Genomic DNA, 17857 nt, shown 5'->3' on the forward strand with positions numbered 1-17857 from the left:
AGTATGCTATTTGCCAATATACCGGGACTTACAGATTTAAAAGATCAGCTGATAAAGGGTGTTAAAACCGGTAAAATTGCCCATGCACAATTATTTTGGGGAAATCCGGGTACTGCCAACTTACCAATGGCTTTGGCTTATGCAACCTATTTAAATTGCGAAAATCCTAATGAAGATGATGCTTGTGGAGAGTGCAATTCCTGCCATAAAAATGCGAAATTCATTCATCCCGATTTTCAGTTCTCATTTCCAACTGCAGCTAACGACAATATTAAAGGCGATGACTCTAAACTGAGTAATAACTTTATGAAGTATTGGAGATCTTTTCTCCTGAAAGATCCTTTTGCGTCAGTATCAAATTGGATTGATCATATTGGTACAGGAAATAGGCAGTTGAATTTAGCAAAAGACGAAAGCAAAAACATTATCCGAAATTTATCTTTGAAAGCATTTGAAGGAAAATACAAGATTATGCTGATCTGGTTACCAGAATATTTACACCCTTCTGCTGCCAATGCACTTTTGAAAATTATTGAGGAACCTTCTGATAAGACTGTATTTTTATTAGTGTCCAATAATAGAGAAAAACTAATCGGTACAATCATTTCAAGAACTCAAGCCGTGCATGTACCGAATTATTCTGATGAAGAAGTAAAGAGTATTCTGGTCTCCAAATATGAGGTCGCTGAAAATCAAGCAAAGCAACTAGCTCATATTGCCCAGGGTGATTTGCATAAAGCTGTAGAATTGATAGATGACGTTTCAGATGATGCACAACAAGAATTTGAACAATGGATGCGTGAATGTTGGGCTAACGATTACACTAAACTAGTGAGGCGATCAGAAGACTTTCATAAGTGGGGTAAAATGAATCAACAACAATGGCTTGTTCATGCAGAAAATATTTTGAGGGAATCACTAGTAGCACTAATGCAAAGTACTGAATTGATGAGAGTTCCTGACGAACACGAGCAATTTGTTATGAAATTCAGTAAAACCTTAAGCTTAGAAAAAATTGCTCAGATGAATGACATCCTTAATAAGGCCACATACTATTTGGAAAGAAATGCCAGTGCAAAAATGACTTTACTAAATGTTTCTCTTCAGCTTTCTGCTATTCTGAGAATGAAATAGTAAACATAGCTTTCGCGAGGCTCTCCATTTTCAACTTGACTCTTTTTACAACAAAAACCCGTTTTCCGCCTTTGACGGCTGAGGTATATTTTGATCATTGATCATTTCCCGCAAATCAATTTCAATTGTTTATGATATGGCCGTAATTGGAACATCATTATAGCTTCCCTCAAAGGGGTTCTCAGAAAAATCACCTATCTTCTCCATAAGAAAGAAAACCCAAATCACTAATGCTGGTAGAATTGGTGACAGCCAATACATCCAGTGTATCATATTCTGAAAGATATCCAACATCCCAAATAAAACTAGAAACGCAAATACAAATGTCAGCCTCAAAGCACTTGATTTAGCATTAAACAGTATAAACTTATACATAAATTTCAATAAATACACAACACAATAAAATTGGAGTTCGACTTTAAATTCTAAACAATCTGCTGCTCAGTGTATTTTTCTTAATAAAATTTCCATAAATTATACAGACAACGTATCGACAGTCATATGCCTAAAATATTTTTTACAATAGCTCTATTTATTTTGTCTTTTTCCGCAGTAGGTCAAATTCTACATTTTGAGAACTTTGCAGTTATTTTAGACACTACTAAGCATATTACAGGAAATATTGTACCTAGTTTCCAATATCAAAACCTAAAAGAAGACCTGATTAAGTTTGAAAATACTGCTGATTTTTCAATTCTTTTTGATCACAATGCCTTCACAATTGCCAATAAGGTAGAATTATCACGCTTTGGTGATGAGACATTTGAAAGCGGTGGCTATTTTTTTATCGAATATAGAAGAATACAAGACACCCTCCCTTTCGCTTTAGAACCCTATTTTCAGGCTCATTGGAACGAAGTAAGGGGGTTGGACAGGAAGTATGCAGCAGGAGCAAACTTTAGGTGGAGAATACTGTATAAAAGAAGTGCTGGAATTTTCGCTGGAATTGGTCCTTTTTATGAGTACGAAAGATGGGATTACAGAGGTGTTCCTGATTCCGAAGTTATTCCCAACCCAGCAAACCCGATCACCAACGAACAAATAAGATTAGGTAGCTACATTAGCTACAAACAAAGAATTTCGGACAAGTTCCTGTTGGATTTAAGTATATACTACCAAGATAAAATAGAGAATCTCTTTAATGTGCCGAGGGCAGGAAGTAGCTCAAGATTAACTTATAAACTAACCAAATATCTGGGCCTAACCCTGCTATATCAAAATACATATGACCCAAGCCCAGTAGTTCCTATTGATAAATTATATCACAATGTGACTTTTAGTTTCAGTATTAATATTTGATTATTAATAAACTATTCCAAAAACCTGAAGTAAATCTTGGTTTTCACCTCTTATTTCTGAAATAACCCTTAAGCCGCTTTCAGATTCTTCGATTTTTACTAAACCATAATTTAGCTTGTTTACTAACTTTCCAATTCGGTGTTGATTGGGTTCTTGTGGTGCATTTTCCCAAACATGAGTTAAGCCACTAGAAGTAACATCAATCAATGGATAATCTAGATCCTCTACCTGTAAACTGGAAATTTCGGAAATATGTCGATCCCCACTTAAAAGTAATGCGCCTTTTGGTTGCTTCTTTTGAATTAAATCAATTAGCTTCTGTCTCTCTTTCGGAAAGTTGGCCCATTTTTCATAATCATGATCTTCTGGGATGAATTGAATACCACTAGCAATTATATAAAGAGAAACTGTCGGATCCGATAATTCCTTTTCCAACCAAGCCCACTGAGCCTCACCTAGAATCGTACCTTTTTCGTTCTTTTGATAAACTCGGTTAACGCGATCCAAATGATCCCTATGATATCGGGCATCCAATAAAATCACTTTAATGGTATGTGATTTCCACTTTAAATCATAGGAAGAGTAAGCCCCTTCTCTTTCTCTTCTAGGATCAACTTGAGATACGTCAAAGAAATCTAAAAATAATTGTTGGCTCTCTTTCTTAAACTTATATTCTTGTCCAGCGTCATTTTTACCGTAATCATGATCATCCCAAACACCAATAATCGGCACTTGTTCTCTCAGGGTTTTGTAATCAATCTGATTTTTCTGCAACTCATATTTCTCTCGCAAGACTGTCATGTCATCTGTATCACCATAAATATTATCCCCCAGAAACATAAAAAGATCCGGGTCATGTTCAATTATAGGTTGCCATAAGGGTTGTTCTAAGTTTTGTCGATTACATGAGCCAAAGGCCAAAGTCAATGTGTTTTTAGAATCGAATTCAAAAGTTTGATCCTGAGCAAAAACGGAAGTGATAGTAAAAAGAGAAATCAAAACTGATAAAGTAAATCTTGGCATAGTTTCTTCGTTTGTCGATTAATCGCAAATTTATTGCATTAATCAACAATGACAGCTATTAAAGATTAAATTTTTGCTAATTTCTATTAAGAATTGATATTATTCGCAGCGCTATGCAGATAAAGGAAAACTGAATCTATTGAGCCACAATTTTAAAGACTGTAATGATACGCTCAGAATTATAAAGATTTAAGGCTTGCTGCAGTCTTCTTGTAGCCAGTCGGTAATCTTGGTTGTGTATTGCAATCAGCCCCTGATTGAAATACTGTAATGCGCTTAATTGTCTCAAACTTATCTCTTTATAAATAGTCTTCGAATTTGGTTGACCGTAGCTATTAGCTCCTACCGATTGCTGATGATTCATCAAAGCAGAATTAGTATCCGGTAAAAAATCTTTTTTAAAATCCTGAACCTCTTCTTCATCAGAAATCCAACCGTTTCCCGGGTCGGTGGTTTCTAAAACATATTCTTGCTCACCTATTTCTGCAATTATAAAAACGTGATAGTCTGTTTCGATTATCTTGTGGGTAATATCAAAATACTTTAACAAGATAGAATAAGTGATACTCGCTGATACGCAATCGTAATCCCCAGTTTCCAATAAATTATTGAAAGTAGTTCCTTTTTTATATTCTTTTAGAAGTTTTTGATGTGTTTTGTAAAACAAATACTCCAAAAAGTACTCGTTATCTGCTTTTGATTTGCTCTCTAACTTTCTAATTAACCTATTCCAAGCATTATGATTTTCAAATTTATCAACTGACGCAATAAATGTAATGTCATTCAAAAGCTCTTTGTCCTTTGGGTCAAAATTTTGAGCTTTTATATGAAGTGTGCTTAAGAGAATTAAAACAAGCACTCCTGAAATATAATTTAAAATATGCCGATATGGTGTTAAAACTGCTTTCAATATTACCTTAATGTTAACATATAACGATTTTGCATTATATAAAGTTAACAATTTATTAATAAATATAATAAATAGATAATATAAAATTTCTTTCAAGCCAATTTTTTTAATTAGCTGACTTATAGTTTTTTATACTAAAAAAATCAGTTTAAAGCTCATTAACGTGTTCTAAATAGTAATCCGCTTGTTCTAATAGATCATGTTTATCTTGATCGGATTTTTTATCCCAGGTCCTGTACATCATCGAAACTCGCTGGTTTTTTTTCAGTTTATCCCTGTGTGTATTATAGAAGTTCCAGTAGAGACTATTAAAAGGGCAGGCTTTTTCCCCTACTTTCTTTTTATGGTCATAGAAACAATTGGAGCAATAATTACTCATTTTATGCATATAATTAGCACTAGCAAGATAGGGTTTAGAGCCTACGATTCCTCCATCTGCAAATTGGCTCATTCCTCTTGTGTTGGTTATTTCTACCCATTCTATTGCATCAATATAAATTCCCAGATACCATTTATCCACCTCAGCAGGATTAGTCATGTTTAGTAATGCAAAGTTTCCAGTCACCATCAAGCGTTGGATATGATGAGCGTATGCATCAGATAAAGATTGTTTTATAGACTTCTCCATACACTTCATTTTGGTCTCCCCCGTCCAGTAGAAATCTGGTAGTTTTCTATCATGCTCGAAGAAATTCTTTTCTGCATAATCAGGCATCTTTGCCCAATAGATCCCTCTCATATATTCTCTCCATCCAATCACCTGTCGAATGTAGCCTTCCACCTGAGCGATGTTTATTTTATCCTGATTATCTTCCCATTCTTCAACGACTTTATCAACCAATTCCTTCGGTGAAATTAATTTTGAATTAAGGGCAAATGAAACTCTTGAATGAAACAAGAATTTCTGTTCTGTGTGCATGGCATCCTGATAAGTTCCAAAATTCTGCAACAGTTCACGGCAAAAATAGCGAGTAAATTGGAGAGCCTCCTTCCTATTTATAGGCCAATGAAAATTTTTGGCATCGATCTTACCTATAGTTTTGATTCCCGAATCCTCTATTTCTGACAGGACATCAGCAACATCCGTTTTATAGCTGTATGCAGGAGGAATTGGAACATCCCCCTTATATTTATTTCTATTTTCTTGGTCAAAATTCCACTTCCCTCCAACTGGCTCTTTTCCATCCATGAGAATATCGTGCTCTTTTCTCATCTGCCGGTAGAAATTCTCCATTAAGAATTGTTTTTTACCTTCAAAAAATTCAGCAATATCACTTCTTTTCGTTAAAAAATGTTCCGAATCTACCGCAGCGGAAGAAATTGAAAGTTCCGTGCACAGGCCTTGCAACTGTTGGTCCAACCTATATTCATCGGGCAATTGGTATTCAAAATGTTCTATATTATTTTCCTGTATTATTCGATTAATGTTTTCTAATAGTGATTGTTTATTATTGCTATCAGATATTTTCAAATAGAGAAAATTATGACCTTTCTCTTCTAAATTGATCTTAAAACTTCTCATAGCTGAAAAGAAAGCAACTACTTTTTGAATGTGATGAGTAACATAATCCGTTTCCTGGCGCATTTCCATCATCACATATAATACTTCCTCATTGACATCCGAAAACCAGGAATGTCTTTCATTAAGTTGATCTCCCAATACTAATCTTAAAGTCTTTTTCATAACTGCAATTTCATAATCAACTATGATTAAAATCAATTGTTAAAAGGTATCACTCCTAAATAATAAATTTCCTTTATCCTTAGTGCGAAGAAAGCCGTCATCTCTAACTTTGATTATTGTAATAGTAAAATCTCACTGCTCAGTTCAACAATCAATAAAAAACTAAGATGAATTATCAAAAACAGCAAAATGAGAAAGTAGGTCAAATAGTATTACGTAATGATTAATAAAATAAATGATTAATAACAGTTCGATATACACTGCGTATTCTTTAGGTATTGTTTTTTATTTCTAAATTTACACTAGTATAAAATTAAGAGAATTTATGAGAAAGCTATTAATCGTCCTCGGTAGTATAATTGCACTTTTCGTGTTGACCATTATATTGGTTCCAGTTCTATTTAAGGATCGAATAGTTTCGGCTGTTCAGACGGAAATTGATAACTCGGTCAATGCTAATGTGAATTTTGAACTGTCAAAAATCAGTATTTCTTTACTCTCTAACTTTCCCGATCTAACGCTAGGTGTACGTGATTTTTCCATTACTGGCAAAGAAACATTTGAAGGCGATACACTTTTTTCCGCCAAGGATTTCGCTGTAGAAATGGACATAGTTGCTATTATAAAAGGAGAACCCTTAAATATTAAGGGGATTATGCTTGATCAACCCTTAATCAATATTCTAGTATTAGAAGATGGTTCGGCAAACTATGATATTACCTATCCTTCAGAAAACGAAGAAACTGAAGCGCCTTCTACTTCTCAAGAGGAGTTTAAATTTGGAATTGATCATTGGGAAATTAAGAATGGTAGAATCAACTATTATGATCAAATGTATGAAGTGGCTATTTCACTAACGGGAGTCGATCACACTGGAAATGGTGATTTTACGCAATCTGTTTTTGATATGCAAACCAAAACTACAGCCGAAGATTTTTCTTTTGCTTATGGTGGCGATGTTTTTGTAGCACATAAAACTTTAGAAGCAGATTTATTTCTAGGGATGGATATGGAAAATATGAAATTTACTTTTAAGGATGCTAAGGCAACCTTAAACGATTTCCACCTGAATTTTGATGGTTATTTCGCAATGCCCACCGATGATTATGATATGGATATCAATTTTGCTACTACTGATACCGAATTTAAAAATGTGCTTTCTTTAGTGCCCGGAATGTATGCTGACGGTTTTGACGATTTAGAAACAAAAGGTGAATTTGATTTTTCAGGTTATATCAAAGGAATTTATAGTGATACCAAAATGCCCGGATTTGCTGTGGACTTAGTAGTGAGAGATGCATTTGTAAAGGCACCCGATGTTCCGCTTCCGATAGAGAAAATAGCAATGGAATTGCATGCAAAATCTGAATCAGGCGATTTAAAGGATGGATTTTTAGAATTGAAAAATTTTGGGCTGACTATCGATAAAGACCGATTTACCGCACAGGCCGTGGTCAATAATTTTGATTCCCCGATTTGGGAATTAAGTATGCAAGGAGGTTTAAATTTAGATATCATTTCTAAAATAGAACCCTCTGAAGATTTCAAAATGGGCGGAATCATAAAAGCCGATATTAACTCTAAAGGTTCTTATGTAGATGTAGAGCAAGAGAATTATGATAAACTGATCACCACGGGTAATCTTGTCATGCAAAATTTTTCCTATGCTGAAAAAGATGCTCCAGATTTTACAATTACGAACGCCACTATGGATTTTAATCCACAATCCATCAATCTCACTGCTTTAACAGGAAACTACGGGAAAAGCGATTTTACTTTGAATGGAAGCGTTAGTAATTACATCGCCTATGCAATTGATGAGAATGCGATCATCCAGGGTAATATGAAATTGGCCTCTAACCTATTGGATATCAACGAAATGATGGGCGTATCAGAAGAAGACACGACAGAAAGCCCGGAAGATTCAACAGCAATGGAAGTCGTGGTGATTCCTAAAACTATAGATTTTACTTTCGATGCCACTGCACAAACTATCAAATATGATAATTTTGTGATGAAAAATGCAGTTGGTCAAATTCAGGTAAAAGACGGAATCTTAACATTAGACCCTATGAAAGTAGATATGTTAGGAGGTTCTATTAAAATGGCTGGGGTTTATAATAGTCAAGACGAATATGAGCCAAAATTCAATTTCAGACTAGATATTTCTCAAATTAGCATTCCCGAAACATTCAAAAATGTAGTGACAGTACAAAAATTTGTACCAATTGCTGAGAAAATGGAGGGTAAATTTAGTACAGACTTCACTATTGGCGGTTTGCTGACTCAAGAAATGATTCCTGACTTAGCAAGCCTTAGTGGTGGCGGATTGATCAAAATTGCAGAGGCAGCAGTAAAAGATTCGAAAGTCATCAAAGGAGTAACTTCTCTTTCAAAACTGGATAATACCAATGAAGTGCAAATCAAAGACGTGAAAGTTCAAGCTGAAATTAAAGACGGTAGATTAAGTGTAAAACCATTTGATGTTAATATGGGGAAATACAAGGCTACCATTGACGGAAGTACAGGATTAGCAGGAGATATTGCCTATAACTTAAAAGTGAATGTACCAACAGGTAGTATAGGAAAGGCAGCCAATACTGCCATTTCCAATTTATTAGGAAGCAATATAGAAGCTGTTGGGAGTTCTGTCAATCTAAATTTCAATATAGGTGGCACCTATACCGACCCACGTGTACAGTTAGGTAAAACCACAACTGAAGGAGGCAGCTCAGTTACCTCTTCTGTAAAGGAGCAAGCAGTTGATAAACTAAATGAGGAGAAAGAAAAACTGAAGGCTGAAGTAGAGGAGAAAGCTCAGGCTGTGAAAGATAGTGCAAAAGCAGAATTGGAGAGAAAGAAAAAGCAAGCTGAAGAAGAGGCAAAGAAAAAAGCTGAAGAAGAAAAAGAAAAATTGAAGAAGAAAGCCAAGAACAAATTAAAAGATATGTTTGGTGATGGTCGCTAACAGCTAGCAATTCGCTAAAATATGTATCTGAGCAGGAATTTCTAAATTCCTGCTTTTTTTATTTCAGTGTAATATTGCTTAATAAAAGATTTAAAATAAGGTCAATATCATACTATTTGATGTATAAGAATCTTTATGCCAATTGCTTAAGTTCCTGAACCACTTTTAGCCACAAAATACAACTAAGATCTAATTCTGCAAATGGTAGATGGATTCAAAAGAAGCTATTACTTTGGAAGGAAGGCGGATGGAGTAAAAAGGTAATTCAGTGACAACAAGCAAGGAAAGTATAGAAAACTGCGGATAACGTTTTTGCTAATATTTAATTGGATAATAAGGAATCTCTAGAACCAAAAGTCATTTTTCAATCGTAAACAAATTATTTTGCAGAAGCAATGAATTCTGAGTTCGTTTATTAAAAAGGGAAACCCACTTTAGGACGGGCCAAAACCTTAATCTATCCGTTTTACACTGTATTCTGCTTTACTTAGGATACGAATGATTTTCATTATTCTTTTAAAAAATCCAAAATGTTGCTCTAAACTTTTTTAAGCATAATTTCAATATCGAATTCATGCTTATATGAAATGATAAAATTCTAAGGTTTCCAAGAACTAAGTGACTGAAAGAAAAGAAAGTTCTATCAGCTTTTATTACCACCAGTTAGTCAATGACTAATCACTTCTAAAACCAACAAGCTAAAAATCAATATTCTAACTCACTAAATACACAAAATACTGTATCAGAAAAATGCTTTCTATCTAAACAAAATATTTTAAAAACGTAAGGGAGAATACAAGCTAAAATTTCATAGCAATTGGTAAGTCAAACTGAAATATTTACCTAATTTTAGCTTTTTAATTTTTACAGTTTAAATATTACAAATATGCCAACAGCAATTTATAAGGTACCTATTCCGAAGAACGAACCGGTAAACAGTTATGCACCTGGAACTCCCCAAAGAGCTTCTTTACAAGCCAAAATCAAAGAATTGAGAGCTCAAGAAGTAGACGTTCCGATGTATATTGGTGCTGAAGAGGTAAGAACTGGAAAAACACATCCTCTGAATCCTCCTCATGATCATCAGCATAAATTAGGGCAGTTCCATGAAGGTGATGGCAGTCATGTTGAGCAAGCAATCAAAGCTGCTTTAGCTGCCAAGCAAGATTGGGCGGATTTACCGTGGCAACAAAGAGCGTCAGTTTTCTTAAAGGCCGCTGATTTGATATCAGGCCCTTACCGAGATAAAATTAATGCTGCTACCATGTTGGCACAGTCAAAAAATGCTTACCAAGCTGAAATAGATTCGGCATGTGAACTGGCTGATTTCTTAAGGTTCAATGTGAAGTACATGACCGAAATATATGAAGAACAGCCTTTTTCACCTGATGGCGTTTGGAATAAAATGGAATACAGACCTTTAGAAGGATTTGTGTTTGCATTAACTCCATTCAACTTTACGGCAATTGCGGGTAATCTACCTTCGAGTGCAGCACTTATGGGGAATACTGTAGTATGGAAACCCGCTTATTCGCAAATCTATTCTGCTAATGTGGTAATGGAAATTTTCCGAGAAGCTGGTGTACCAGATGGTGTCATCAACTTAATTTATGTAGACGGCCCTACTACCGGAGAAAAGATTTTCAAGCATCCTGACTTCGCTGGAATTCACTTCACAGGAAGTACTGGCGTATTCCAAAATATCTGGAAAACTATAGGGGAAAACATTGAAACCTACAAATCATACCCAAGAATAGTAGGCGAAACTGGTGGTAAGGATTTCATCTTAGCACATAAAACAGCTGATGCCAAACAAGTAGCGACTGCCATAACAAGAGGAGCATTTGAATTCCAAGGGCAGAAATGTTCTGCTGCTTCAAGAGTCTACGTTGCCAACAATATTTGGGATGAAGTAAAAGAAAACTTGGTTGCTGATATCAAAGATATCAAGATGGGTGGCCCCGAAGACTTTGAAAACTTCTTCAATGCAGTAATTGACAGAAAGGCGTTTGATAAAATCAAAGGATATATCGAAACAGCAAAAGAAAGCAATGTTGCAGAAGTAATTGCAGGTGGAGAATGTGATGATTCTAAAGGGTACTTTATTCAACCCACTGTCATCGTTACTAAAGACCCTCAGTTTGTAACTATGCAAGAAGAAATTTTCGGCCCAGTAGTAACAATCTATGTGTACGATGCGGAAAATTTTGAAGAAACATTAACTCTAGTTGATGAGACTTCTCCTTATGCCTTGACAGGAGCGATTTTCAGTAATGACCGGTATATCATAGAAAGAGCGACAAAACGCTTAAGCCAAGCTGCTGGTAATTTCTATATAAACGATAAACCAACGGGCGCAGTGGTAAATCAAAATCCATTTGGAGGTGCTAGAAAATCAGGTACTAATGATAAAGCAGGTTCAAAATTGAACTTACTGCGTTGGTGCTCTGCGAGAATGGTAAAAGAAACATTTGTCACTCCTACCGATTACAAATATCCTTTCATGGGAGAATAATCGGAGAAAATCAAGATTTAAAGCCTTCGGAAGTGATTTCGAAGGCTTTTTTTTATTCTAAATCCTGAAGATTTCAACACTTACTTCATAGAAACCACTGAAAATACCAAGCAAGATGGGAAACTGGGTAACCTCCTCAACTTACTACAAAAAAGGGCTTAGAAATTTAACAATAGGCAGAACAATTAGATGTAATATTTGTATTATATTCGCAATTAAATTAAAAAATAATTCAATCTAAAACAATCGACTTATGATGAAAAGACTTATGATCGGGTCTTTGTGCTTATTGATGGCCTACGGCTCAATGGCGCAAAAAAAGGAAATCGAGTTTACTGAATTCGATTTAGACAATGGAATGCATGTGATTTTACATCAAGATAATTCCACTCCAATAGTGGTAGTTTCAGTAATGTACCATGTAGGTTCCAAAAATGAAAACCCTGAAAGAACAGGTTTTGCTCACTTCTTTGAGCACTTATTATTTGAAGGGTCAAAAAATATTGAAAGAGGTCAATTTGACAAATATATCACCAATGCTGGTGGTGTTAACAATGCCAATACGTCAAATGACAGAACTTACTATTATGAAATCTTACCATCAAATCAATTAAAACTAGGTTTATGGTTAGAATCTGAAAGATTAATGCACGCGCAAATACAAGATATAGGTGTGGAAACACAACGCGAAGTTGTAAAAGAAGAGAAGAGACAAAGGTATGACAATCAGCCTTATGGGACTATCTTACCTGAAATCATGAAAAGAGCATATACTGAGCATCCTTATAGATGGACGCCAATCGGCTCTTTGGAGCATTTAAATGCTGCGTCTTTGGATGAGTTTGTAGAATTTTACGAAACTTTCTATGTTCCTGAGAATGCGACTTTATCTATAGCTGGAGATATTGAAATTGATGAGGCCAAAAAATTAGTGAAAGACTATTTTGGTCCTATTGAAAAAGGTGGAAAAGAAATACCAAGACCAGACATAGTGGAGCCGGAACAAAAAGTAGAAGTTCGAGATACTATTTATGACAACATTCAATTGCCTGCTGTAATTCAAGCATACCATATGCCAGCACAAGGCACCGAAGATTCATATGCGTTGGAAATGTTGAGCACGGCACTTTCCGGTGGTCAATCAGCCAGAATGTACAAGTCTTTGGTTGATGAACAACAAAAAGCACTACAAGTTGCCGCTATCCCATTTTCATCCGAAGATCCCGGATTGTATCTCCTTTTCGGATTACCTACAATAGGTGGTGATTTGAAAGAATTGGAAAATGCAATGGATGCAGAAATCCAAAAAGTACAAGAGGAACTTATTTCTGACCAAGAATTTGAAAAAATCAGAAACCAAAAGGAAAATGATTTTATTTCTGGTAACAGTACCATGGCCGGAATTGCAGAGAGTTTAGCAAACTATCATGTTTATTATGGCGATGCTGACTTAATCAATAAAGAGATAGATCGATATATGAAAGTTACTAAAGAAGATATTAGAAGAGTAGCTCAAGAGTATCTCACTGAAGATAATAGAGTAGTACTTTATTACTTACCAAAATCTCAACAAAATCAATAATTCGATTCACGAAATAATTTTAGAAAAATGGTTAAAAAGATATATTTAAGTTTCGTTTTCGCTCTGATGGCAAGTTTTGCATTTGCCCAAGTGGACAGAACAACTGCTCCGGAACCTACACCGGCAAAGGAAATTAATATAGGTGAGCCTACTACTTTCACTTTGAAAAATGGTTTAAAAGTATTTGTGGTGGAAAATCACAAATTGCCAAGAGTGGCATTTTCTTTAACTTTTGATAGAGATCCCGTATTGGAAGGAGATAAAGCTGGCTACGTGAGCATGGCAGGTCAAATGTTGATGAAAGGAACTGAGAATCGTACTAAAGCAGAATTAGATCAAGATATTGACTTCATAGGAGCTAACATCAATACTTATTCAACTGGAATGTTTGCAACCTCACTAACTAAACATCAAGATAAATTGATGGAGTTAATGACAGATGTATTGTTCAACCCAGCATTCCCTGAGGACGAATTGGATAAATTAAAAAAGCAGACTTTATCCGGCTTAGCGGCTTCCAAAGATGATCCTAACGCAATCGCTTCAAATGTAAGAGGAAAATTGGTTTATGGTGATAATCATCCATATGGAGAGTTTGAAACTGAAGAGTCAGTAGAGAATATAACTTTAGCGGAAATTAAGGCCTATTATGACAGTTATTTCAGACCTAACATAGGTTATTTGGCGATTGTCGGAGATATTACTCCTAAAGAAGCCAAGAAGCTAATCAAGAAGAATTTTGAGAAATGGGAGAAAGGTAATGTTCCGACTGCTGAATACGAAATCCCTAGTCCTCCGGAAGAAACTTTAGTTGCTCTTGTGGACAGAGAAGCTTCTGTTCAGTCTGTAGTAAATGTAACCTACCCTGTTGAATTAACAATTGGTGACGAGGATGTTATTGTTGCTAGAGTTTTAAATCAAATCCTAGGCGGTGGCTTCTCTTCAAGATTAATGCAAAATTTAAGAGAGGACAAGGCCTTTACTTATGGAGCAAGATCTTCTTTAAGCGCAGATGAATTTGTTGGTAGTTTTACTGCAAGTGCAAGCGTTCGGAATGAGGTAACTGATAGTGCTGTAAACGAATTTATGGCTGAGTTAACGAAAATAAATGAAGAAGGTGTTACCCAAGAAGAGCTAGATGCTGCCAAAGCTTCTATTGCAGGTAGTTTTGCTCGATCGTTGGAAAGTCCACAAACAGTGGCATCATTTGCTATCAATACTGCTCGATATAATTTGCCAAAAGACTATTATGCGAATTATTTGAAAAATCTTGAGGCGGTAACTTTAGAAGACGTTAAAGCAGCAGCACAAAAATACATTTTACCAAATAATGCCAATATTTTGGTAGTGGGTAAAGGAGAAGATGTAGCAAAAAGCTTATCCCGATTTGGTGAGCTGAAATATTACAATCGAAAAGGAGAAGAATATGATCCGAATGATAAAAGCGCTATGCCTGCTGATCTAACAGCTGAAAAAGTATTGGAAAAGTATTTTGAAGCCCTAGGTGGCAAAGCGAAATTAGAGGCTGTTAAGTCAATGAAAACTTCTTATAATGCAAGTGTTCAAGGTCAAAACATTAGCATTAACGAAGTAAAAGATAATAGTAATTATAAGCAAGAAGTTGCAATGGGCCCAATGGTTCTCAGCAAAGTTTTGGTAAATGATGAAGGCGTAAAGGTATTTCAACAAGGTCAAGAAGTTCCTTTACCAGAGCAAGCTAAGGCAGGAGTAAAAGCAGGAGCAAAGATTTTCCCAGAACTACACTATTCTGAAATGGGTGCTACGCTTGAACTAAAAAATGTAGAAGAAATAAACGGAAAGCCTGCTTATGGCGTGGCTGTTACTATGCCTTCAGGTCAAACAAGTACTTCCTATTTCGATGCTGAATCAGGGTTAAAAGTAAAAACTTCTTCAGCTCAGGCTTCTGAGGAAATTAAAAGCTATAAAGAGGTAGATGGAATTATGATTCCTGAAAAAAGAGCTATTAATCAAGGCTTCCAAATGAATGCTGATTTGCAGTCAGCTGAATTAAATATCGAGATTAAAGAGGATACTTTTCAGTAATTAAAATAATAAGTTTTTAAAAAAGCTCGAATAAAGGAATGATTTATTCGGGCTTTTTTTTTCAGAACTCATTGGTTTATCTTCGTCAATTGCAAGTCTGCAAAGTTTCACATTTTATGCTGCATTTCTTGCTGCATTCACAATCCCAAACATACTTCTCAGAATCAATTTTTTATAGATATCTTCATTTTCCACACCTTCCCTTAACTTTTGAATTGCATACTGCTGAATTGTAATCAAAGGTAACACTATTCTCTCTCTAATAGCTATTGATGCTTGGGATACAGGAGCTTCATGCAATAGTCCTTTTTTACCACTGATTTCATCCAACTCCTCCTTACTCAGGTCGAATTCCTTTTTCATTAACTGCCAGAATTCTCCATATTCTTTATCCTTACCTAGATAAGCCGTAGCAGGGTAAAAAGATTTTGCGATGGACTGCATGGAGTTGCCCAATAGGGTTCTAAAAAATAGAGAGTCAGAATATAATTGTTTGATATCCTTTGCTTTCCCTTTCTGCTTGAGCGTGCTAAGTGCAGTGCCTACTCCGTAAAATCCAGGGATGTTTTGTTTCATTTGAGCCCATGCACCAACAAACGGGATAGCTCTAAGATCTTCAAATTTCAATTCACCTTTTTTTCCTCTACTCGTAGGTCTACTTCCGATATTGGTATCACCAAAGTATTTTAGTGGGGTTACATTACCTAAATAGCTTGTGAATTTCTCGTGACTTTTAAAGTCCTTATAGAGTTGGTAAGCAGTTTCTGCCAACTGATCTAATAAGGCTCGTTCCTTTTCAGCAAGCACTCTATTATCATCGGCAAACAAATGATTTTCCAATCCTGCTGATAGCAACTGCTCCATATTATAACGACAAGATCCTACTTTCCCATAATTAGAACTGATGGTTTGACCTTGGATAGTCACTTGAACTTCCTCATCTTCTATTTTAGGGCCTAGGGAAGCATAAAAATCATGCATATTCCCGCCACCTCTTGCAGGAGGACCTCCTCTCCCATCAAAGAAAATTACTTTAATACCATATTCTCTTGAAATTTCCGTAAGTGCTTCCTTAGCCTGAAAAATTGACCAATTAGCTCGTAAATAACCACCATCTTTAGTACCATCAGAGAAGCCTACCATGATCGTCTGCTTATCTCCTCTGCTCTTAATGTGCTTTCTATAAAATGGTATTTCATACAACTGCTTCATAATGTCTGAGGCATTAGCTAAATCATCAATGGTTTCAAATAGCGGAACTATATCTAGTGACTCATAAGCACTAGCACTTAATTTAATCCTTGCTAACTGGAAAACCTCCATTACATGCAGAGCTGACTGACAATTACTGATTATGTATCGATGACAAGCTCTGTTTCCATTTCTTTTCTTAATCTCTTCCAATGCATCAAAGCTTTTTAGCATTTCTTGGTGAAAAGCATCGTAAATACTATTGTCACTTGGTAGTTTTTCAACGCCAAGTAGATGATTAATTTTGTCTTGCTCTGGCATTTTTTCATATTGAGCAGCAATATTTTTATCATCTTGATGCTCCAAAATATCTTCCCACAAAGCATCATGTTTGCGGCTATCCTGCCGGATATCCATGATGGAAAAATGGAAGCCAAATATTCTCACCTTTAAAATGAATTTCTCTAAAAGCTCAGAAAATATTCCGTTATGTTCAGCCTTCAGGTTTTTGAGCGCTTCTTTCAACATCCGGATTAATTCTTCCGGATTATTAAATCCCTTTGACTTATTTCCATAAAGAGAATCATAAACTTTTTGCTCTGCTTGTAGGATTTTATCCTCCACCCCTTTAAAAGTTAGTCTTCGTCTTATGGCACGTAGATCTCTGTAGTAGCATTTCAAAATAGTTTCTCTCAGCCTATCTGCTACTTTAACAGTAATATCATGAGTGACAAATGGATTACCATCTCTGTCCCCTCCTGGCCAAAAACCAACGGTTAGTAAATCAGGATTTATCCAATCTTCCCAATGCTCATCTAATTCTTCAACCAAATCATACAGAATTGAGGGTATACTTTTATAAAATACATTTTCTAAATACCAGCACAGACTAACTGCCTCATCGTAAGGACTTGGTTTTACTTTGTTAATAAAAGGGGTTTTTCCTAACTGCAACATCAAGGAATTAATAGAAGCTAGATCATTCTTTCTGATGGCGTTTTCGAGATCAGTATTGATCGCCAAAACATTGCCAGGATAAAACTGAGTGGGGTGGGCAGTTAGCACAATTCGAACTGAAAAAGTCTCTAATTTTTCCTTTAGCTCCTTCAGTTTGTTCGCATGTCTGACCCTTCCAATGAGCTCTTTTATGGAACCTTTCCCTTCTACATTAAATATCTTTTCAAAAGCAGCATCTTCAATAGAGTCAAAAAGTAAAACCTGCCTTTCTACATACTGAATTAATTGAAACAGTAACTGATGAAGCTCTTTTTCATCTTTATCTCCTAAAATTTCCCTCTTAAATTGATCAATTATCTCTATTGGTTCTTTTCCGTTCTTAAAACCTTGTTGGCTTAACTGCTCAAGTATGGGCAAAAGTGTCCCTGTCCTGTATATATGGTCATAAGGCAAATCTAAAAAAAGACTATTATATGCTGTATATCTAGTTGCCACTTCATCCTGATAATTGACTTTTTTCATCATTTCAA

Annotated in this window: 11 protein-coding genes; 6 read left to right on the forward strand and 5 right to left on the reverse strand. The window is 35.6% G+C overall.

Features of this window, described 5'->3' with window-relative positions; genetic code table 11:
- Positions 1 to 3: 3 nt before the first annotated feature.
- Positions 4 to 1134 carry a DNA polymerase III subunit delta gene (locus AAC601_RS15260; protein ID WP_303270428.1) on the forward strand — a complete coding sequence of 377 codons (1131 nt, stop codon included), beginning with the start codon at positions 4 to 6 and terminating at the stop codon, positions 1132 to 1134.
- Positions 1135 to 1263: 129 nt separating this feature from the next.
- Here the strand turns inward: AAC601_RS15260 and AAC601_RS15265 are convergent, their stop codons facing one another.
- Complete coding sequence (locus AAC601_RS15265; RefSeq protein WP_303270429.1) at positions 1264 to 1509, reverse strand: hypothetical protein; 246 nt, start codon at positions 1507 to 1509, stop codon at positions 1264 to 1266.
- Between the two features lie 126 nt (positions 1510 to 1635).
- Here AAC601_RS15265 and AAC601_RS15270 point away from each other — a divergent pair, with 126 nt between their 5' ends.
- Positions 1636 to 2433 (forward strand): DUF481 domain-containing protein, encoded by a 798-nt coding sequence (locus tag AAC601_RS15270; RefSeq protein WP_340153727.1) that lies wholly within the window; start codon positions 1636 to 1638, stop codon positions 2431 to 2433.
- A 3-nt stretch (positions 2434 to 2436) separates the two neighbouring features.
- Here the strand turns inward: AAC601_RS15270 and AAC601_RS15275 are convergent, their stop codons facing one another.
- The 3 genes from AAC601_RS15275 to AAC601_RS15285 all read right to left on the reverse strand — a co-directional run bounded on the left by AAC601_RS15275 (position 2437) and on the right by AAC601_RS15285 (position 6050).
- Positions 2437 to 3456 (reverse strand): alkaline phosphatase D family protein, encoded by a 1020-nt coding sequence (locus AAC601_RS15275; protein ID WP_340153728.1) that lies wholly within the window; start codon positions 3454 to 3456, stop codon positions 2437 to 2439.
- A gap of 136 nt (positions 3457 to 3592) precedes the next feature.
- Positions 3593 to 4366 carry a hypothetical protein gene (locus tag AAC601_RS15280; RefSeq protein ID WP_340153729.1) on the reverse strand — a complete coding sequence of 258 codons (774 nt, stop codon included), beginning with the start codon at positions 4364 to 4366 and terminating at the stop codon, positions 3593 to 3595.
- 148 nt (positions 4367 to 4514) lie between these two features.
- Positions 4515 to 6050 carry a cryptochrome/photolyase family protein gene (locus AAC601_RS15285; protein ID WP_340153730.1) on the reverse strand — a complete coding sequence of 512 codons (1536 nt, stop codon included), beginning with the start codon at positions 6048 to 6050 and terminating at the stop codon, positions 4515 to 4517.
- A 325-nt stretch (positions 6051 to 6375) separates the two neighbouring features.
- On the opposite strand from AAC601_RS15285, the gene AAC601_RS15290 reads away from it, so the two are divergent.
- The 4 genes from AAC601_RS15290 to AAC601_RS15305 all read left to right on the forward strand — a co-directional run bounded on the left by AAC601_RS15290 (position 6376) and on the right by AAC601_RS15305 (position 15179).
- Complete coding sequence (locus AAC601_RS15290) at positions 6376 to 9018, forward strand: AsmA-like C-terminal region-containing protein (RefSeq protein WP_340153731.1); 2643 nt, start codon at positions 6376 to 6378, stop codon at positions 9016 to 9018.
- A gap of 886 nt (positions 9019 to 9904) precedes the next feature.
- Positions 9905 to 11533 (forward strand): L-glutamate gamma-semialdehyde dehydrogenase, encoded by a 1629-nt coding sequence (gene pruA / locus AAC601_RS15295; RefSeq protein ID WP_303270435.1) that lies wholly within the window; start codon positions 9905 to 9907, stop codon positions 11531 to 11533.
- Between the two features lie 253 nt (positions 11534 to 11786).
- Positions 11787 to 13115, forward strand: coding sequence for a pitrilysin family protein (locus AAC601_RS15300; protein WP_303270436.1), 1329 nt, complete (start codon positions 11787 to 11789; stop codon positions 13113 to 13115).
- Positions 13116 to 13142: 27 nt separating this feature from the next.
- A complete protein-coding gene (locus AAC601_RS15305) occupies positions 13143 to 15179 on the forward strand; it encodes a pitrilysin family protein (protein WP_303270437.1) in 2037 nt (678 codons plus the stop codon).
- A gap of 114 nt (positions 15180 to 15293) precedes the next feature.
- On the opposite strand, the gene AAC601_RS15310 is transcribed toward AAC601_RS15305, so the two are convergent.
- Positions 15294 to 17849, reverse strand: a complete 2556-nt coding sequence (locus AAC601_RS15310) for a phosphoenolpyruvate carboxylase (protein WP_303272085.1) — start codon at positions 17847 to 17849, stop codon at positions 15294 to 15296.
- Between the last annotated feature and the right edge of the window lie 8 nt (positions 17850 to 17857).

It is taken from the genome of uncultured Marivirga sp. (assembly GCF_963974845.1).
Lineage (GTDB): Bacteria > Bacteroidota > Bacteroidia > Cytophagales > Cyclobacteriaceae > Marivirga > Marivirga harenae.